This window comes from Flavobacterium sp. LPB0248, from assembly GCF_013388355.1.
Classification (GTDB): Bacteria; Bacteroidota; Bacteroidia; order Flavobacteriales; family Flavobacteriaceae; genus Flavobacterium.
Genome location: NZ_CP058246.1, coordinates 2,970,914 through 2,992,128, shown reverse-complemented (window position 1 = coordinate 2,992,128; position 21,215 = coordinate 2,970,914). Strand labels below are relative to the sequence as shown.

The window sequence follows — 21,215 nt, the reverse complement described above, 5'->3', positions numbered from 1 at the left end:
GTAAGAAGAGAAATGTTTTTTTTATGATATTTGAATTCATAGGTGTGTTGTTTATAATCATGTTTTACATCTGATATTTCTGCAATCTTGTCATTCCGAGGAACGAGGAATCACACTCGTAAATCGACAAAGATAAGTAATTCACTTTGCGGAATTTCTAGTGTGATTCCTCGTTCCTCGGAATGACAAAACTATCGTGTTAAGCTTGTATCATCAAATAATTACTTGCTCACTTTATATTTCTCATTTGCCGTAATCATCTCCCAATTATCCGTTCTGAAAGGCGATGCAGGAAATTTTTCTTTATTAAAAAGATTAATAGCTGTATCGTCGTCTGCCCAACCATAATGAACTGCTACGGGATTTTGAACTTTATCGCTTGAAACGATTATTTTGTTGTCTTTAATTATCGCTTTCGCAGAATGAAAAACTTTATCTGCACTTGCAACTTCGAATCCTTTTAATTCATCATTATTTGGCGTTGATAATCCGCTACCGATGTTATCGAAAGTAAGAATAATTTCGTTTCCTTTTATTGTTTGAGATTTATAAGTTGGTCCGCTATGAACTTGTTTTTTACCGTAAAGATTATTCATTGCAATCGCTGCCAAACGCAAACCAATGTCTTGTTTGTTTGTTGGATGAATGTCTTTTGCATTTCCAATATCTGTTGTAACCGCCATTCCGGTGTTTGGCAATTTTAAAGTTTCAGATTGTGCTTCGCGAAGTTCTGCCCAACGGCTTCCTTTTTGGCTGTTTCCTCCAAATTCGTCAAAAGTGGATAATTGAACGAAATAGAAAGGGAAATTTCCTTGTTTGAATTTGGTTCTCCAATCGTTGATCATTAAAGGAAATGATTTTTTGTATTCTGCCGCTCTCCAAACATTGGCTTCTCCTTGATACCATAAAACGCCCTGCATTGCATAAGGCACTAGCGGATTTACCATGGCATTGTACAATAATGACGGATAACTGTTTGGCGAAACTTCTATTCTTACTTTTATGACGTTGAATTTCCAAAGTCCTTCTAACGGTAAATTAGAATCTTTAAAATCGATTTTTAAATCTGCTGGATCGCCATAAATTCCTCCTCCGCCACTGTAATCTGTAATTCTTACTGCAATTACATTTGTGCCTTCTTTTAAAACATTTGCCGGAATTTTGTAAATTCTTTTAGCATCCCAAAGATTATTGGTTCCGACTTCAACTCCGTTTACATAAGTTTTGTCTTCGTCATCAACTTTTGCTAAATGTAAAATGGCTTCTTTTTTGGCTTGTTCTGCCGTCAGAACAATTGTTTTACGCATCCAAACAATTCCGTCGATATTGCCAATCTGCTGGTTTTCCCAAAGTGATGGCACTTTTATTTCTGGCCAGTTTTTATCTTGGAAGTTTGGGTTTTTAAATTGCTCTTCGTTTTCCATCGAAACATCAAAACCTTGCACTTTTTTAAGATTGTCTAAAACCGATTTTTTGTAGGTTTCAAAAATAGCATTGATATCTACGGTTGGAACATCGGCAATCATGGCTTTAAAATCTGGGCTGTTTTCAAAAGCTTCACGGCTTGTCCAGGTCTCCACATTGGTTCCGCCCCAAGAAGTATTGATAATTCCGATTGGGATTTTTAATTCTGAGTATAGTTTTCTAGCAAAATAATAGCCAACTGCTGTAAAGTTGCCTACATTTTCTTTGTTGGCCACTTCCCATTTCCCTTGTTTCAAATCGTCTTTTGGAGTTCCGCTTAAATCTTGTGCAACACCAAAATGACGAATCATTGGATAATCTGCACTGCTGATTTCTTTTTCAGAATTCATGGTTTTGAAAACCTGAAATTCCATATTTGATTGTCCGCTGCAAATCCAAACTTCACCAACTAAAACATTTTTGATTGTGATTGTATTTTTTCCAATTACAATCAACTCAAAAGGTCCACCTGCTTTTTCGGCATTCAAATTTACTGTCCATTTTCCGTTTTTATCGGCTATTGTTTTCTTGATTTGTTTATTGAAGTGGATCTCTACACTTTCATTCGCATCTGCAAAACCCCAAATCGGAATTTGCTTGTCTCTTTGGAGTACCATTCCGTCAGAGAATATTAAAGGCATTCTCACATTAGCATTAGCTAAAACACTAATTAACAGAAAAATAAATATTAAACTCTTTTTCATTTTTTTAATTTAAATATTTTTTTAACCGTATAAGTGATATAAGTTATTTTAAGTCTTTAGCTATAATTGTACTTAAATTTATTTATATCACTTATAGGATTTAACCATATTTTTTTATTTTAATCCGTCTATTAAAGCGTTCAAAGCTTGTGTATCAAAGACAGTATTATCGCTTCTATTCATGATTCCGAAACCGTTGTTTCCTAAGCTTCCTTCATCCCAATAAAAAGGTAATAATCCGTTTGTCTTTGCTGTTTTAACTACCGTTTTTAAATAGTAGGCTCTTGAGTTTAAATGCAAAGTCAGCGCATCTCCAGTTAAAGTTGTTCTACGAATTGCTCCAAATTCTCCTAAAAGAACCGGAATTCCTTTATCTACAAATTGGGTTTTCATCAATTTGAAACTTTTCTCTAAATCGGCTTCTTCGCCCCAAGTTGCATTTCTTTCTGTATCGGTTGTAGAATGAAATCCTGATCCCCAATAATAGAACATTTTACCCCAAGTTTCGTCTTTTGTTAAACCGGCAAAATTCCACGGAGAATAGTAATGCACTTCGACCATCATTCTGCCTGTAACCTTATCTACTGGCAATGTAGTCATTAATTTGTTCGTTTTTTCGATATCTGTTGTTGGCCCTTGAACTACTAAAACTCGAGTAGCGTTTTTCCCTCCAGTAGAACGAACCGCATCGATAAAAGTCTGGTGATAAGAAGTTAAAACTGCCATTTGTGTTGCATCTTCAACAGCTGGTTCATTGGCACTTGCAAAAAGTAGATGTTCGTCGAAACCTCTTAAATGCGTTGCGATTTGTTCCCAAAACGCTTTCTGTTTGGCATTGTTTTCTACTTTTTTAGCTTCGGTAATATTATTTTCTAGCCAGCCGCCATCCCAGTGAATGTTTACGACAACATACATATCGTTGTCAACACAATATTGTACGACTTCTTTCACTCGGTTTAACCAATCAGTTTTGATTTTTGCTGTTGCAGCATTTTCTAAATTCTGATTCCAAGAACATGGAATTCTAATCGCATTGAAACCATTTGCTTTTACGGCATCAATTAAAGCTTTTGTTACTTTTGGATTTCCCCAAGCGGTTTCGCCTCCAGTTGCTTCTAACGTATTTCCGATATTCCAGCCTAATTTAATTTTTGCTGCTAATTCAACCGCAGAACTTCCCATTCCAGAAGCATCGGCTGCAATTGGATTGGTGTTGTAACTTGGGTATAAACCTGTAACAACTGTTGCAGCAGTCTGCGAAACTGCTATCGTAACCGTTTTTGCCTCATTTGAACTTAAAGTGACTGAAGCCGTTCTAACAGCATTTTCTGTGTTTGCCGAAGCTGTTATTCTAACAATAATATTTCCTTTTGTTCCTGTTGTCTGACTCACTTTTACCCAGTTTGCAGAACTGGCCAAAGTCCAGCTTGAAGCTTCTGAATTAATAGTGATATCCGAAGTGTTTTCTTTGCTGTCAAAATCAATTTTGGCTGTGCTTGCCGTTAATGATTTTATCGTATTTTCTGGAGTAGTTTCTTTATCTGAACTGCAAGCTAAAACTCCTAGAAAAGCAAAGCACAGTACAAAGCTCAAGACATAATCTTTAATTGTTTGTTTCATTTGGTTTGGTTTAAGTTAAGTGTAAGTTTTTAAAATCAACGCCAGCTTTTAATGAGCTGGCGTTGATAGTTTGGTTATTTTATAGCAATAACAATTTATTTAACTGTTACCTGAATTTCTTTTTTAATATCTCTTGAAGAAGTTCCTAACTTAATAGTATATTTTCCAGGTTCAACCGTCCATTTTTTAGAAGCAACATCATAATATGCCAATTCTTTTACTGGAACTTTAATGGTCACATTTTCTGAACCTCCAGCTTTAATAGCAACTTTTTTGAAACCTTTTAATTCCTGTGCTGCACGTGTAATTTTAGAATCAGATTTCGCAGTATATAATTGAACTACTTCTTTTCCGTCTACTTTTCCTGTGTTTTTAACGTCAACTGTAACTTCAATTACGTCATTTTGAGCGTACGAATCTTTATTTGCTTTTGCATTATCAAGCGCAAAAGTTGTGTATGATAATCCGTAACCAAAAGGATATAATGGCGCTACGTTTTTAGTATCAAACCAACGGTATCCAATTAAAATTCCTTCCGCATAATTAACTGTTTTCTCTCCTGGGAAACTGTTTGTAGCATGTGCAGGAGAATCCTTTAAAGCTACTGGCATTGTCCAAGGTAATTTTCCTGACGGATTTACTTTTCCTAAAATAACATCAGCCAAAGCATTTCCACCTTCAGAACCGTTGAACCAGCTCCAAACCAAAGCAGAAGATTTTTTGCTTACTTCATTTATATCAAAAGGAGCACCAGCCACCATTACAACAATCGTTTTTGGATTAGCTTCTATTACTTTTTTGATTAATTCTTCTTGTCCGAAAGGCAAATGTAAATCTCTTCTGTCCGAAGCTTCTGTTTCGTAATCACGATTTGAACCCGCAAAAACAATTGCTACATCTGAGTTTTTAGCTGCATCAACTGCTTCTTGAACTTTTGCTGGATCTAATTGGTCAATTGTAACAGGACCATTAGCCGTGATATTTCCTAAATTTCCTCTGTTCTTTTTATCGTAACGCTCTAAATATCCTTCCGCATAATTGATTTTAATTGAAGAAGGCAATCTGTTTTTAAGACCATCAAGAGGTGTAACTTCTCTTTTTGTTTTTACTCCAGCTCCAAATCCACCAAGAGCATTTTTCTTAGTTGCATTATTTCCAATTACAGCTATAGATTTTACTCCGTCTAGTTTTAATGGCAATGCATTGTTTTCGTTTTTCAACAATACAATCGCTTCAGCTGCAATTTTGTACGCGTCTTGGTAATGTGCTTCTGTTGCGATACTTCCTTTTGCACGCTCGCCTCCGCCCATTGCTTTTACTTGGAATAAAACTCTTAAAATACGTTTTACATGCAAATCAATTTCTTTCTCTGAAACTTCTCCAGATTTAACTGCAGCGATTAATTTATCGGCTAAGAAAAATTCATTGAAAGGTTTTGGTGTTCCCATTTCAATATCTAAACCGTTTTTCAAAGATTTTGCTGTAGAATGAACCGCAGCCCAATCTGAAACTACAATTCCTTTAAATCCCCATTCGTCACGAAGGATTTTATTTAGCATATAATCGTTCTCACATAAATATTCGCCTCTAAATTTATTGTAAGCCCCCATTATACTATACGCTTTTGCTTCTTTTACCGAAGCTTCAAAAGCTGGAAGATAAATTTCGCGAAGCGTACGCTCGTCAATTTGTACATCAACAAAATCACGATTTGTTTCCTGATTGTTTGCTGCGTAATGTTTCACGCATGCCATTACATCTTTTTCTTGTAAACCAACAATCAAAGGCACTGCAATTTTTTTGTTTAAGAACGGATCTTCAGACATGTATTCGTATGTTCTTCCTCCAAGCGGTGTTCTCACCATATTGATCGCTGGCGAAAGCAACATGTCTTTATCTCTTGCACGTAATTCTTCTCCTAAACTGGTTCCAAAAGTGTGTGCCATTTCAGCATTCCAAGTTGCTGCCAAAGCACCTCCTGCTGGATAATATGTTGCAAAATCGTTTGTCCATCCTGCTGGAGCCCAATTGTCTCTTGAGATTTCCTCACGAACTCCCAGTGGACCATCGGCCATTTTTAATTCTGGAATTCCAAGACGTTTTACACCTGCATTAGCAAACATACTGTTCCCGTGAAGCATTCCGATTTTTTCTTCTAATGTCATTTGCGAAATCAGTTTGTCAATTTCTGCATCATGGTCTGTGCTTATTTCTTTTCCAACGTATTCTTCGGTCTGCGCCGAATTTGAAGCTGTTGTTTGTGCATCATTTTTACATGAAGTAAAAAATGCAAAAACTAGAGCTGATGAAAGGAATATCATTTTGTTTTTCATAGATAGTTAGGTGTTTTTTGATTTAAAGATTTTTGATTCCTCACGCATCATCTTCAAATACCGTTAATACTATTTTTATGTTTGTGGTTTTCTCTCTATTATTGTTTGATTAAATTCAGCATTACAACATCATTTTCATTGATTTTAAATTCTCTGCTGAAAGTTCCTTTTGCGTCAATTGTAATTTTTTCTGTAGCAATCGGAGCACCATTATTTTTTTCTTTTATCGAATTGACTTGCTCACGTGTTAACTGACTCGGTTTATTCATTGCTAGATAATCCGCGTAAGCGTCATTCATTTTATAGCCAACTTTATATATTTCTAAAAGATATTTTCCTTTTTGCATTCCATCCACTTCAATTTTTACTTTTCCTTTTTCTTTTGATGGAAGGTCTTTTATGTAATACGTTTGATTCAGTTCTTTATCTCCCGGATGTGTATTGGTAAAATCCCACAATAAAACCTGAACATCGCCTTTTGCATTTTTGGAAGTCCAAGAAGCTTTATCTGAATTTTGAAGTTCAGTTTCTCCCAATTTATTCAATAAATAATAAGAGAAATAGGCTGGTTTTTTAATTCCCTGCGTATTCAATAATCCGAAACCGCCGTGAAAAGGCGTAAATCTTGGTCCCGCTTCTTCAAAAATATCCGTAAAAACCCAATACGACATTGAGTTTGCGGCATTACCAACTTGTTTTAATTTCTGCAGAATATACGCTGCCGAGTGATAACTGTCGTGAATTGGATCTGCCGGCGTATACGAAGAACTCCATTCTGTATAATGCAATTCTAAATTTGGTTTAGCTGACTCTGTAATCAATTTTCTAGAATTGATAATTTCACCACTTACACTCCATTCGTCCTGATTTAAAATCGTTCCCGAAGTTCCAAATTCGTCCAAATAACCGTGTTTCACTCCATAAGTATGCGTCGAAACAAAATCCATCGGAACATTATTCTTCGCACAAAAATCAATTGTTTCAGCAACCCAAGCAGAACCTGCTGTTGCTGGCCCACCAACTTTATAAGCTGGATTTACAGCTTTTACACTGCGAACTGCATAATCGTATAATTTATAATATTCTTGTTGCGTGCTGCTCCAAAATCCTGGTGAAAGATTTGGCTCATTCCAAACTTCAAAATACCATGTTTTTACTTCTTCATCTCCGTAACGTTCCTTAAAATGCTGCGTTAAATTTCGAACTAAATCTTCCCATTTTTTATAATCTTTTGGAGGCGTTACGTTTCCTTTCCACCAGAAAATCGTTTCTTTCCCGCTTGCTAATGCGTTCGGCATAAAACCTAATTCGACAAACGGTTTCATTTTCAGACTTACAATATAATCAAATAAAACGTCTACGTATTGGTAATTATATTCTGGATTTCCTTTTTCGTCTTCACGATAAACAGCCATATCATCAGACAATAAACCATGAAAACGGATGTATTTAAAATCGCATTCTTTTTTCACCAATGCCAATTGCTGCTGCCAGTCGGCACGAAGACCTTCATTTGCTCTTCCAGCACCGATGCATTCTTTGAACATAGTGTTTAATTTTCCTGCTTCTTTTTTGAAATCAACTTTTATGATTCGATTTTCAGTATTATTGTTTTGTCCAATAATTTGGATTGAATGAATTAAAACCAATAGTATTAAAATTCTTTTCATCTGAAAATGTGTTGCGTTATTAAACCCGACAGGTTTTAAAAGCCTGTCGGGTTTGAGAAATTAATAATTATAACTTTTTGAATCTCACTGCTCCACCTCCAGCTCCACCTAGTTTCAACTGTAATTTATCTGAAGCTTTTACAGTTTTCTTAGAAATTGCAACTGCTTCTGGATTATGTGTTTGATCTGTTCCTTCAGCATCAACATAAATCTGAGCTTCGTAAGTCACATTTGGATCTAAGAATGATAATGAAATTTCTACATTTCTTGGTTTTTCATTTGTCAAAGTTCCTAGATACCAGTCGGCGCTGTTTTTGTCCTTTCTTGCTGTTGTAATATACTCGCCAATTTTTCCTTCTAAAATTTTAGTGTCTTCCCAATCTGTTGGGACATCTTTTAAGAATTGTAACGCTGGTTTTCCTTCGTAGTTTTCAGGAAGATCTGCCAACATTTGAATTGGTGCATAAATCGTTACGTATAATGCCAATTGCTGTCCAACTGTTCCCTGAATTCTTTTTCCAGGATAACCTTGTTTTACCTCAACATCAAAAATTCCAGGTGTGAAATCCATTGGACCAGAAAGTAATCTTGTAAACGGAATAATCGTTAAGTGGTTTGGTGGATTTCCTTCGCTCCAAGCGTTATATTCTTGACCGCGAGCTGCTTCTCTCGAAACCATGTTTGGATACGTTCTTCTTTCTCCTGTATCTTTTATCGATTCGTGGTATAAAACCGCTAAATCATATTGTGCTGCTTTTTCTAAAATGTATCTGAAATAATTTACTCCAAACTGCCCGAAGTGCATCTGTTTCATATTCAATTTAGAACCTACATGACCAATTTTTACCGTATGGATTCCAAGTTTTTTGTATAAAGCAAAAGCTTCATCAACTTGTTTTAAATAATTAATTAAGTTCGAACCAGTTTCATGATAACCGATCAGCTCTACATCATGTTTTTTCCCATACTCAACCACTTTTTCTAAATCGAAATTGTCTGCGTTTTTTGTAAAGCTAAACATGTGCATACGGTTTTCGTACCAACCTGGCGTCCAACCTTTATTCCATCCTTCGATCAATAAATGATGGAAACCTTCTTTTGCTGTAAAATCAATATATTCCTCAGCATGTTTGGTTGTTGCACCTTGTTTGTCGCTTTCCCAGAAAGTATATTTCCCAATGTGCATTCCCCACCAAATTCCTAAATACTTGTATGGTTTGAAATAGTTGTTTATGTTCTTTAGTTTGTTTGGTTCGTTTAAGTTTAAAACCAAATAAGAAGTAATCAATTCTCCTGGATTTTCTCCAATTTGAAGTGTTCTCCAAGAAGAAGTAAATGAGTCTTTTACACGAACTTTTACTCCATCGGCCCACGGCACTAAATCAGATTTTAGCTCTGTTCCTTTAGTGTTTACCAAAGTCATACTTGCGAAATCATACAAGTTTGCTTCGTGAAAACTTAATGCTAATCCGCTTTTGCTTTCAATTGTTAATGGAGTTAGGACCGTATCCAAAGTACTCACTGGCGCATCTTTAAAAAGATATTCGTCACGGTTTTCTCTGTTGGCTGGAATCCACCACGCTTTTCCATCTTCTTTTAAGTTGAAAGTTGTTTTTTCATCCATGATGAAAATACTGTCTTTTACATTTTGTTTTGGATAAACATATCTAAAAGCTACTCCATCATCGAAAGCACGAAACTGAATTTGTAATTTTCTTTTATTTCCTGTTTTTTGCTGTAAATCAACTACTAATTGATTGTAGTGATTTCTAATGTTTTTCTTTTCTCCCCAAACTTGTTCCCAAGTTTCATCAAACGTAGAAGTTTTTGCTCCTTTAATTTCAAAATTTGAACTTAAGTCTTCGTTTCCTTTTAATACAAATCCCATATCTGACGGAGAAATTACTTCTGTCTTTCCGTGAGAAACGGCATATTTTGGAGCATTTTTTACCAGCTCAAATTTGATTGTATTTTTTCCGTTTGGCGATGCCAATTCGTAAGCGTTTTTCGTTTTTTGACTGTAGCCTATTGCTATCGAAAACAATACGGCTGGGAGAACTAGATAGTTTTTCATGTTTTTTGGTATTATATTTTTGCCACAAATTCACGAATGTCATAAATTAAATTCGTGAATTCGTGGCTAACTTTTTTATTTTGCCCACTCGGTTTTAAAAGTGGTTTTCCCGTTTAACGGATTTGCTGCAACATCGAAATTGTTTCCGTTTTTGTTCACTTTTATTTCTTGTACTGCATCGCCTTCTGGTAAAAACACTTTAGCTGTAGCCGAAGTGGTTTTGTCGCTAGCATACACTTTTAATGTCAATTTGCTCCAATCCATATCTTTTGTAGACTGTGCTAAACCGATATGTGGAATTACAGTTCCGTCTTTTACTAAAACTATAATTGGCACTTCGCCAGCTTTGATTTTATGCCAGCCAGATTGGTACACTTTTTTAGTTTGGTAATCGATCCAAGTTCCTTCTGGAAGATAAACATCTCTTTCTTCAACCTCTTCAAAAAGTGGTGCAACCAACATACTTGAACCAAATAGATATTGATTGTCAACTAACCAAGCTCCTGGATCGTTTGGATATTCTACAAAAAGAGCACGCATCATTGGCAATCCTTTTTGAGAACTTTCTTTTGCTTGAGCGTAGATATATGGCATTAATTCGTAACGCATATTATCAGCTTTTCTAAATCCTTCTAAGAATTCTTTGCTGTACAACCAAGGTTCGCGAGGCGGTTCTCCGTGGCTTCTTACGTGCGAAGTAAACATCCCGAATGGTGTCCATCTTCTATAAATATTCTCAGGAGATTTTGTTGCAAATCCTCCAACATCATGACTCCAGAAACTGAATCCGCTTAGTCCTAATGAAAGTCCGCCACGTAATTCTGCCGACATTGCTCCGTTTGAAGTTTCAGAATCTCCTCCCCAATGTAAAGGATAGCGCTGAGATCCTGCCCATGTACTTCTTGCCCAAATTAAAGTATATCCTTTTTCTTTCTGAGTGATTTCTGCAACTGCTTTATTATAACGTAATGGATATAAATTATGCTCATAGAAACCAGTTCTTCCAGAATGGTAAATTCCGTCTGGCGGAGCTGCTTCTCCAAAATCTACTTTGAAAACTGCAACACCTTCATCAAATAACTTTTTCAATTTTCCTTGATACCATGTTACTGTTTCCGGGTTTGAGAAATCTAAAACAGCATCTTCATACGGAAGATTTCCTTTTCTATCTCTTACCGCCAAGTTTTTATCCATAATTTCTGGAAACAATGTATTCTTAGGCGTGAAATATGGTAATTGCCAAAGACAAACTTGGAAACCGTCTTTCTTTAAATCAGACATCATTTTTGTGGCATCTGGGAAACGAGATTTTGCAAACTCATAGTTGTTTCTCCAATCTACATCAAACCAACCGGTATCAAAGTGGATCACATCGGTTGGAATTTTATATTTACGTAAATCTCTAGCTACTTCTCTTCCTTCTTTTTCAGAGAAATAGGTAATACGGCTCATCCAGAAACCGAATGACCAAAGTGGTGGCATTGCTGCTTTTCCAGTCAAATTCGTGTATTGATCTAAGATATCTTTTGGTTCTCCGATAAAGAAAAACAAATCGGCTTCGTCATCTCCAATATACATTTCGTTGGCACTTGAGAAATACTTTCCGAAGTCAACTGTAATTGGTGTTGAATGGTGCATGAAAACTCCATAACCACGACTGCTCATGTAAAACGGAATCGGTTTGTACATTGTTTCATTTTGGATTCCGTTTGCGTCATCCGTCCATAAAACTACTTTTTGTCCGCGTTTGTTGAATTGTGTGAATGATTCACCGCAACCAAATATTTTTTCGTCTGGTTCTAAGCTGAAAGCCGCGCCCATACTTCTTGAATAATCGCTGTTTCTGCGAACATAAGAAAATGGAAGTGTTGGTGTATAGGTATTTTTAAAATCAGTATCGTGAAGTGTGCTTGTCAGCAGTTTCCCTTTTTCATCATAGATTTTTACGTGCCACGGTTTTGTCAAAATTTCAACTCTTCCGTGTTTGCTTGTATAACTATGACCTCCTTCGATTTTAGCATATTTCCATAATTCAGGGTGATTTGGCGCAACGCCGTCAACCAACATTAAAGATTCCTTTTGTGGATGAAACTGTGGACCAGAAGTCGTTTTTATTCTAACTGTTCTATCTGAAACAAACTGAATTTCGAACGGCAAAACAGGAGATTCTGCGTATTCTGTTGTTGGGAACTCATTTGCTTTTTCTACATCTGGTTTCATCATCATGTTGTTGAAAGCCTGACGTGTTTTATAATTGTATCTCAAATATTTGATGGTTCCTTTTCCTGTTGCAGGATCAAAAGAAGCCAATTCATCTGCAAAATAAAAAGTATTCAGATAGTTCTGAAAATCTTTACTGATATCTATTGGTGCATTTAGCACATCTGCATTCTGAATTTGAGCTGAGACATTTGGAATTGTAAGAAGTCCAAAAGCGCAAATCGAAAACAAGGTTTTTAAATGTGATTTTTTCATTAGTTATTTTTTATTTTTTGCCATTCCCGATAGCTATCGGGATAAAAGGATTTGAAAGCATTTTTTTTCTCTTTTCTCTCGCAGATTTTGCAGATCATACAGATTTAAATCTTTTTAATTCTTTTATCCCGATAGCCATCGGGAGTGGCTATATTTAAAATTTCAAAAATTATTCTGTTGTAATTACAATAGTGGACTGTTTTAATCCATTTGCTTTTGCTGTTAATTCCAATCTTCCAGATTGATCTCCAGATTGTACAATAACCAAACATTTTCCAGCCAAAGCGGTGTGTTTATTTCCTTTGTACGATTCGTGGCTAACCGGATCTCCGCTGCAAACGCCTACAATTTTTCCATTTCCTTTTAAAGAGAAATTAATTTCGTTATTCGCATTTGGTACAATCGTTCCATTGGCATCTAAAATATCAACCGTGATAAATGACAAATCGTTTTTGTCTGCTTTGATAGTACTTCTGTCGGCAGTCAGTTTTAATTGAGAAGGATTTCCAGCTGTTTTGATTTCTTTTTCTAAAACTACTTTTCCATCTTTACGAGAAACTGCTTTCAGGGTTCCGGCTTCAAAAGGAATTCTCCACATTACGTGTAAATCGTCTCCTTTTTTGCTTCTCTTTCCAACCGATTTTCCGTTTACGAAAAGTTCAACCTCATCGGCTTTGTTGTAGTAGGCCCAAACATCGACAGTTTGTCCAGGTTTCCAGTTCCAATGCGGAAAAATGTGCAAAACGGTTTTATCTGTCCATTCGCTTTGGTACATATAATAAACGTCTTTCGGGAAACCGGCTAAATCTACAATTCCGAAATACGAACTTACAGATGGCCATTCGTATGGTGTTGGTTCACCGATATAATCGAAACCTGTCCAAACGTACATTCCAGCTAAGAAATCGTATTTTTTAATGACTTTCCAAGTCGCTTCGTGCGTAGAACCCCAAGGTGTTTGAACTTGATCATAAGCTGAAACGGTGTTTCCTGGATTTCCTTCTGTAAATTTAAGATCCCATCTTACTGGCCATTTTTTAATGGTATCTGAAACAGCGTCATAATAGCCTCTTGTCTGTAAACCTGAAGTGGTTTCTGTTGCAATAAAAGGGGTATTTGGAAAGTTCTTTAGATGATGTTCGTACGTTTGATGTGCATAATTGTATCCTATTAAATCTAAAACTCCAGATCCAGCAAGCGGATTAATCGATACGTCTTTTTTCTCAAACTGTAAAGTCACCGCATCAATATTCATGTTTACCGGCGGATTCATCGCTGCGGTTAACGGACGCGTTTTATCGTACTCGCGTGTAATCGCAGCCAATTCTTTAGCAATTTCAACACCTTTTTCATTCCATTGTTCTGGAATTTCGTTTCCGATGCTCCAAACAAAAATACTTGGGTGATTTCTATCGCGAAGTAATTGATCGATTAGATCTTTTTTATGCCATTTGTCCCAATCGTTTCCGTAATCGTATTTGGTTTTGGTCTGCTTCCACATGTCGAAAGCTTCATCCATAACAATGAAACCCATTTTATCGCAAAGTTCCAAAAGTTCTGGAGCGGGAGGATTGTGAGAAGTTCTAATTCCATTTACTCCCATTTCTTTCATGATTTCCAATTGACGTTCGATGGCACGCGTATTAATTGCCGAACCCAACGGACCTAAATCATGATGCAAACAAACACCTTTTATTTTGACTTGTTTTCCATTCAAAATAAAACCTTTATTCAAATCGAATTTAAAATCTCTGATTCCGAAATTGGTTTTGTATTGATCGATGATTTTATCGTCAAGCGAAATTTCAGTAACTGCTGTATACAATTCTGGATTTTCAACTGACCATAAAATCGGATTTTCAACTTCTGCCGATTGATTCAGAGTTTGATTTTCGTTGGCATTGATGGTTATATCTTGTGTAACCGATGTTACTTTTTTATCTTCTTTAAAAATGGTGGTCGTTACCGTGGCTTTTTTACCTTCTTTGTATTGATTTTTAATTGTTGTTTCAAAACTTATAGAAGCTTTTTCGGCTGTAACTTTTGGAGTTGTAATATAGGTTCCCCATTGTCCCACATGAAGTTTATCTGTAGTTTCGATCCAGACATTTCTAAAAATTCCTGAACCTGAATACCAGCGTGAATTGGGTTGTTTTGAATTGTCAACCTTAACAATAATTTCGTTGTTTTTGTCTCCGTAATTCAAATACGGCGACATATCATATTGAAAGCCAATATATCCGTTTGGACGTTTTCCTAAATAATGTCCGTTTACCCAGACTTCGCTGTTTTTGTATACGCCGTCAAAAGTAATTGAAGTAATTTTTGTGCTGTCTTCTGCAGCAGCTTTGAATGTTTTTTTATACCAGCCTAAACCTCCATTTAATGATCCTCCGCCATATCCGGCTGGACTTTTTTCATCAAATTTCCCTTCAATACTCCAATCATGCGGAACATCTAAAGTTCTCCATTTTGTTGAAGTTCCAATAGTATCTTTATCAATAATACTATCGTTTAGATGGAAACTCCAATCTGCATTAAAAGAAACTTTTCGGTTACTAAATTTTTGATCTGTTGATGATTTGCATGCTGTCAATAAAAGAAAGCTTGCAAATAGTAATCCTAGTTTTTTATATGAAGTTAGCTGCAACATAGTATCGTAAATTTTAATAACCCGGAAACAGTATCAACCTGCTTCCGAGTTATTTATAAAGTGAAATATATGAATTTTTAAGGAATTATATAATGGAACACAAACCACTCATCTTTTCCTGCATCATAAGATGTTCCAAACCAAATACCTTTTTGTAGGTAGTCATTATTGTAAGCCTTTACAACTTTAATAACACTTGTTGTTGGATTCATCCAGCTATCTGGATTTTGAATCAATGTATTTGTTCCTAAGTTAATTTCATTATTCGTTTCATCAATTGTAAATAATCCAGAAGTTACTACACCATTCTGGCTTCTAGTATAATTTAGTTTCCCACCAAATTGATCAAAACGAATCCAAGAATTACCTGCTATAGCAGTCCAATCATCATTCCATCCCCAGTTATATGAGCTTGAAGCGCCTGTTGTCCATCCTTTTCCTTTTCCTAACCAGTCTACTGGATTTCCATTTCCGTCTAAACTCCAAACTCTACCTGATCCTACTCCACCAGTAATCATTTTTAACAATTCGCCTGAAGCAAAAGTTGGATTAAAACCTTCATCATAACTTGGTCCAGTAGCAGGTGGAACATAGTTGTCTGCATATTCTTTAGAAACGAAATTCCAGATATACCACCATGGCCCTTCGCTATTAGTTCTCAAAATAGCAATTCTTAACTGGTTTTCAGTAAGTTTTAAGATCTTGATATTATTAGTCCAGTTACTTGCGTTTGCAATGTAGTTGTCTGGTCTTAGAATTGTTGCTCCTGTTGTTGTTAAAGTATGTGTATTTACATCTAAGAAATAAGTACCGCTTTCTTTAAGAGTTCCGTCGGCTTCATTAATTTTCATAAATGGACCACCTTCCAGACTGAAAGTCATTGTTCTTCCCCAATGCATATCTGCATCTGTACTTGAATTAGCATTTCCTTCTGGTTCCCAGTTTGGTGTAAAATTACCCCACTCTACTGTAGTGCTAGGATCTGCATAAGACATTGCTCCAAGAGCCATTCCATATTTACCATTATCAGCAATCCAAACTTTTTGTTTTCCTACACCTCCAGACAAAGCTGTCCAAAGTGCATCATTAACATAATTTAAATTATCCTGATTTACGGTTACCGTTACTGGATCAAGTTCTACAATTCCCCCGCCGGTAACTGCCGAAATTTTTATCGTATAATTTCCTTTAAAAGCGTACTTTACAGTTTCTATCGCTTTGTCTGATTTTCCTGTTTCATAATCCCAGTTTAATATAACACCAGGTGTCGTATTTTTCAGAATCACAGTATTTCCTCCTGGATCTGCAGCTAAATCCTGAGTAATTTCAAAATGTATATCCGATTTATCCATCGCGCCATCTAAAGAGTAACTATCAGGCGAACAAGATGACACCAGCATGGCCAGCATCAAAAGTGTTGTAATTAATACTTTTATATTTTTCATTTTTTTGCTTTTTTAATTAAAACTACCAGCCTGCATTTTGTTTTAAAACTCCATTAGATAATGTTATCTGTGTATTTGGAATTTGCTGCAATCCTTTTGTTTTTTGGATGTTTACTGAAGAAATTGTTTTTGTAGCCTGTACTCCTCCGTTAAGTAAAGTTGTAGTTTCTGCGATAGTTGAAGATGCTTTGCCAATTCCTTGACGAAGTAAATCCCAATATCTAACTCCTTCTAGAGCGAATTCCAAATGTCTTTCGTTCATGATATTATCATAATTAACAGGAATAGAAGTAAATGCTGTTTTGTAAGCTCTTCTTCTTACGTCATCAAAATAAGATTGTGCATTACCACTTCCTAATTCTGCTGCCATTAATAATACATCAGCATATCTTAATACTACATAATCCTGAAATTGGCTGATGTCCCAAAACTGGCTTCCCATAGTTAATGGAAGGTCTTTTCCATCTTTATCAACCATTGGAGTATATTTTTTGTTGTAGTAACCAGTATACTCACGCTGATTGTTTATTTTATCAAATGGAATTTTTTCTTCATTAATTCCTATCACAGTTGAAACACGTCTTGTATCATTTGCTGTGTATGCATTCCATAATTTAGAATTCACAGTCACACCCCAACCGCGTCCGTATGGATAAGAAGAGAATTCTCTCATTCCGAACATTACTAACCAGTGGTTACCATCAGTATTTCCGTTATAATCACTTGTGTAAGTATATTTTATAGAAAATACAAATTCTTTATTGTTTTCACCTGCATATTTGTCAACTGAAGCTGCAGGCCAAAGTGTAGAAAAATCATCAACCAAACCATGTCCGCTTCCTGCTATAACATCTTCCAAATGTTGTAATGCCTGTGCTTTTGTAACGACACCAACCAAATCAGATTTTCCGTAGTATCCTGTGTAATACAAGTAAACACGTCCAAGTAAAGATTTTGCCGCCCATTTAGTAACACGCCCGCTAGTTGTCGCATTGTAAGCTACTGAAGGCAAGTTATTTGCAGCAAAGACTAAATCTTCTGCAATTACTTTATATACATCATCTGGATTTGCCTGTGGAATATTGTCTGTTGAAGGCGCTGTCAAAAGTGGAATATTCCCCCATAAACGTACCATTTCAAAATACAAATAAGCTCTAATAAATCTTGTTTCAGAGATGTAATTATCTTTTAAAGTCATATCTCCTTTCCAGTCAATCTGATCCATTTTTGATAAGAATACGTTACAACGATAAAGTGCTTTATAGTAAGCAACCCAGTTATCATTATACATATCTACTTCAGACGGAGCGCGTGCAATATCAAACTCATCAATTGCTGCATAATCGTATTTATCAGAATTTCCGGTTCCACCAAAACAATCATCCGACATAATTTCACTTACTACCGGAACTCCTTTACCCGCTGCACCTGTTGCAACCTGCATTCCATCATAACATCCAACTAATGCAGAATATGCATCATCTGTTGTTTTATAAAAATTTGTATCTGTTTGTGTTATAGGTTCTGTATCTAAACTACAAGAACCCAAAGACAATAAACTAAAACAGAAGATATATAAATATGTATTTTTCATCTTTTTAATTATTAAAGTTTAATATTTAATCCCATCATGAAGGTCCTCGGTCTTGGATAGTAACCCACATCAACACCTGAAGAGAACTTCTGATCATCGTTTGAAGAGCCAAATCCAATTTCAGGATCCATACCATCGTATTTTGTGAAAGTATAAAGGTTCAACACTGAGAAATAAACTCTGAATTGACTTGCAAAAAATGGTTTAGATTGTTTCATTTTGGCTAAATCAAATCCTAAGGTAACTGTATTGATTCTTAAAAAATCTCCTTTTTGAATATACAAATCTGAGAATTCTGTAAAATTTCGGTTGTCTTCTGTTACTCTAGGAACTGTATTTGAAGAACCTTCCCCATGCCAACGATTTAAGATTGCAGAAGTATAATTTCCATATGCACCAGATTGATTTCTGTATGATTGTACAATTTCATTTCCTGCAACACCATTCGCATTAAGAGAAAAATCGAAAGCTTTGTAACTTGCTGAAATAGAGAAACCATATGTAAAATCAGGATTTGGTTTTCCGATGTTCGTTTTATCATTAACATCAATTTTATCATCTCCATTTGTATTTACATAAATAATATCCCCAGGTGCTGCGTTTGGTTGTAAAACCACTCCATTTGCAGATTTATAATTATCGATCTGCTCTTGATTTTGGAAAACTCCTCCCGTTTTGTACCCCCAGAAATAACCTAATGGAAGACCGTTTTGGGCTCTGTAAAATTCAGGTGAATTATCATAAAGTTCTTTAGTCAATCCATGGATCATACCATCTGAAGTAGGAATTTGACCTACTGTATTTTTATTATAAGCACCATTTGCGCTCACAGAATAATTGAAATCACCAATTTTATTCTGATAAGATAAGGCCAACTCAACACCTTTGTTTACTACATCACCACCATTAATATAAGGAGCATCAGCACCAGCAGTTGCCAAAATTGGCGCTAAAATCAACCAGTCTTTATTCTTTTTATTATAGACATCAAAAGTTACACTTAAAGCATTGTTTAAGAATCTCGCATCAAAACCAAAGTCAACCTGTTCTGAAGTTTCCCATTTTAAATCAGGATTTGATAATCTGTTAGGATATGCTCCGGGAGTTAAGTCGCCTTCTGTATTACCAAAAATGTAATTTGTATAATCTGTTTTTATTGGTGATAAATATTGGAAAGCTCTTGCATTTTGATTTCCAACCTGTCCCCAACTTGCTCTTATTTTTAAGAAATTAATCCAGCTTGCTCCTTTCAGGAATTCTTCATTAGTGGCAACCCATCCTCCAGATACTGATGGAAAATATCCCCATTGATTTTCTTTAGAAAAAATAGACGATCCATCCACTCTAAAAGTTGCATTTAATAAATAAGTTTCTCTAAAATTGTAATTTAATCTTCCAAAATAAGACATTCTTTTTGTCTCCTGTTTAATTCCTTTAATTGCAATTTTAGCACCTGCTTTATTCGTAGTATTATCTATCCAAGCGTGTTCTAAATCATCAAAAACTGAATCGGCATTAGTAACAGATACAGAAGTACCATCAAAATTAATAGATGATGTACCTAACATGGTTTCAAAATGATGATTATCAGCAACATTGAATTTATAAGTCAGTAAATTATCCCAAGTTATAGTTTTTCCTTTATTCATGTTTTGATTCACGGTATCAAAATCATTGTATGCATAAGTTGACAAGTGATATACTGGTTTATAAGCATGTCCTTCACCTGCATAATAATCAAGACCTAAAGTTGTTTTGAATGTCAAATTCTTGAGAGGCTCAATTTGCAAATAAACGTTTCCTAATAATTTTTGATTGTTACTTTCGTTCTGATTATTGTAAACCATCATAGCATATGGATTTGCTACACCAGCCAACCATGGTTCAGAATCTTTTGTAGTATTATAATAATTTCCATCAGCATCATACATTGGCAACAGCGGATTAGCCTGAAACGCACTTCTTAAAGAGTTGTTGTATTGATTGCCAACTCCAATTCCGTTTCTATCAATGTAAGCAAAACTCAAATTTTCTCCAAGCGTCAAAACATCTTTATATAATTTATGCTCTGAATTGAATCTGAAGTTATAGCGCTCATAATTAGATAAATCAGCTCCTCCAACAACTCCTTCTTGTCCTAAATAGGACAACGAGGCAGAATAAACTGAAGTGTCTGAACCTCCTGATGCGCCAAAAGAGAAATTCTTAGTTGCTGCATTATCAGTAACCATTTTATCTACCCAGTTTGTTCCCGCTCCTAATTGAGAAATTTGTGCATTTGTAAAATAAGGATTTTTTCCTGAGTTTACAGCCGCTTCATTTAATATTGTAGCATATTCAGTTGCATTGAGCATATCCATTTTTCTTGCTACAGATTGCACTCCGTAATACTGATCAAATGTAATTTGACCACTCGCTCCACGTTTTCCTTTTTTGGTTGTTACCAAAATAACTCCATTAGAAGCCTGAGACCCATAGATTGCAGCCGAAGCTGCATCTTTTAAAACCGAAATAGATTCAATATCCGAGTTACTTAAATAAGAAATATCACCTGTTAATATTCCATCAACAACATACAATGGAGCAGAACCAGCTATAGAACCAGCACCTCTGATTACTACATTAAAACCTTCGCCCGGTTGTCCTGAAGTTGATGTAACCTGAAGACCCGCCGCCTGACCCTGTAGTGCCTGAAGCGCATTTGTTGTATTCGTTTTTGCCAGACTTTCACCACTTACCTGAGTTACAGCATTAGTGACTAATGTTTTCTTCTGTGATCCATATCCAATTACTACAACCTCTTTAAGTTCTGCAGTTTCTGGCTGTAAAACAGCGTCGACCACTTTTTGAGCACCGACTGTAATATTCTTTGTTTTAAATCCCACGAAGGTAATTACTAAAACATCGCCTGTTTTGGCTTCAATTTTATATTTTCCATCAAAATCGGTAACAGCACTCGATTTTGTTCCCTGTACAAGTACAGTTGCTCCTGGAACTCCAAATCCGTCTTCGGAAGAGGTAATTGTCCCACTTACAGTTTTAGATTCTTGAGCAAATCCAAACTGCATCATAAATACGCTAAGCAGCACCGCCATAAAATATGGAAGCTTTGTTGTTTTAATACAATTTTTGCTTTTCATAATAAGAATTGATTAAGTTTAAGTTATAGTTAGTGTTTCTTAC

General features: G+C 35.7%; 10 protein-coding genes. All 10 read right to left on the bottom strand.

Features of this window, described 5'->3' with window-relative positions; translation table 11 throughout:
- Positions 1-221: 221 nt before the first annotated feature.
- The 10 genes from LPB248_RS12395 to LPB248_RS12350 all read right to left on the bottom strand — a co-directional run bounded on the left by LPB248_RS12395 (position 222) and on the right by LPB248_RS12350 (position 21,172).
- Positions 222-2,168, bottom strand: coding sequence for a sialate O-acetylesterase (locus tag LPB248_RS12395; RefSeq protein WP_177211719.1), 1,947 nt, complete (start codon positions 2,166-2,168; stop codon positions 222-224).
- Between the two features lie 114 nt (positions 2,169-2,282).
- On the bottom strand, positions 2,283-3,788 hold the full coding sequence (locus LPB248_RS12390; RefSeq protein WP_177211718.1) for a cellulase family glycosylhydrolase: 1,506 nt from the start codon (positions 3,786-3,788) through the stop codon (positions 2,283-2,285).
- A gap of 95 nt (positions 3,789-3,883) precedes the next feature.
- Positions 3,884-6,121 (bottom strand): glycoside hydrolase family 3 C-terminal domain-containing protein, encoded by a 2,238-nt coding sequence (locus LPB248_RS12385; protein WP_177211717.1) that lies wholly within the window; start codon positions 6,119-6,121, stop codon positions 3,884-3,886.
- Positions 6,122-6,219: 98 nt separating this feature from the next.
- A complete protein-coding gene (locus tag LPB248_RS12380) occupies positions 6,220-7,791 on the bottom strand; it encodes a GH39 family glycosyl hydrolase (protein WP_177211716.1) in 1,572 nt (523 codons plus the stop codon).
- A 67-nt stretch (positions 7,792-7,858) separates the two neighbouring features.
- Complete coding sequence (locus tag LPB248_RS12375) at positions 7,859-9,865, bottom strand: glycoside hydrolase family 97 protein (protein WP_177211715.1); 2,007 nt, start codon at positions 9,863-9,865, stop codon at positions 7,859-7,861.
- Between the two features lie 75 nt (positions 9,866-9,940).
- A complete protein-coding gene (locus tag LPB248_RS12370) occupies positions 9,941-12,340 on the bottom strand; it encodes an alpha-xylosidase (RefSeq protein ID WP_177211714.1) in 2,400 nt (799 codons plus the stop codon).
- Between the two features lie 169 nt (positions 12,341-12,509).
- Positions 12,510-14,993, bottom strand: a complete 2,484-nt coding sequence (locus tag LPB248_RS12365) for a glycoside hydrolase family 2 TIM barrel-domain containing protein (RefSeq protein WP_177211713.1) — start codon at positions 14,991-14,993, stop codon at positions 12,510-12,512.
- Between the two features lie 77 nt (positions 14,994-15,070).
- Positions 15,071-16,438 carry a hypothetical protein gene (locus tag LPB248_RS12360; RefSeq protein WP_255462939.1) on the bottom strand — a complete coding sequence of 456 codons (1,368 nt, stop codon included), beginning with the start codon at positions 16,436-16,438 and terminating at the stop codon, positions 15,071-15,073.
- Between the two features lie 22 nt (positions 16,439-16,460).
- Positions 16,461-18,032, bottom strand: a complete 1,572-nt coding sequence (locus LPB248_RS12355; protein WP_177211712.1) for a RagB/SusD family nutrient uptake outer membrane protein — start codon at positions 18,030-18,032, stop codon at positions 16,461-16,463.
- A gap of 11 nt (positions 18,033-18,043) precedes the next feature.
- Positions 18,044-21,172 (bottom strand): SusC/RagA family TonB-linked outer membrane protein, encoded by a 3,129-nt coding sequence (locus LPB248_RS12350; RefSeq protein ID WP_177211711.1) that lies wholly within the window; start codon positions 21,170-21,172, stop codon positions 18,044-18,046.
- Positions 21,173-21,215: the final 43 nt, after the last annotated feature.

Coding starts and splice junctions, on each gene's coding strand:
- LPB248_RS12390 (WP_177211718.1), bottom strand. CDS start 3,788: ATGAAACAAACAATTAAAGATTATGTCTTGAGCTTTGTACTGTGCTTT.
- LPB248_RS12385 (WP_177211717.1), bottom strand. CDS start 6,121: ATGAAAAACAAAATGATATTCCTTTCATCAGCTCTAGTTTTTGCATTT.
- LPB248_RS12380 (WP_177211716.1), bottom strand. CDS start 7,791: ATGAAAAGAATTTTAATACTATTGGTTTTAATTCATTCAATCCAAATT.
- LPB248_RS12355 (WP_177211712.1), bottom strand. CDS start 18,032: ATGAAAAATACATATTTATATATCTTCTGTTTTAGTTTATTGTCTTTG.
- LPB248_RS12360 (WP_255462939.1), bottom strand. CDS start 16,438: ATGAAAAATATAAAAGTATTAATTACAACACTTTTGATGCTGGCCATG.
- LPB248_RS12350 (WP_177211711.1), bottom strand. CDS start 21,172: ATGAAAAGCAAAAATTGTATTAAAACAACAAAGCTTCCATATTTTATG.
- LPB248_RS12370 (WP_177211714.1), bottom strand. CDS start 12,340: ATGAAAAAATCACATTTAAAAACCTTGTTTTCGATTTGCGCTTTTGGA.
- LPB248_RS12395 (WP_177211719.1), bottom strand. CDS start 2,168: ATGAAAAAGAGTTTAATATTTATTTTTCTGTTAATTAGTGTTTTAGCT.
- LPB248_RS12365 (WP_177211713.1), bottom strand. CDS start 14,993: ATGTTGCAGCTAACTTCATATAAAAAACTAGGATTACTATTTGCAAGC.
- LPB248_RS12375 (WP_177211715.1), bottom strand. CDS start 9,865: ATGAAAAACTATCTAGTTCTCCCAGCCGTATTGTTTTCGATAGCAATA.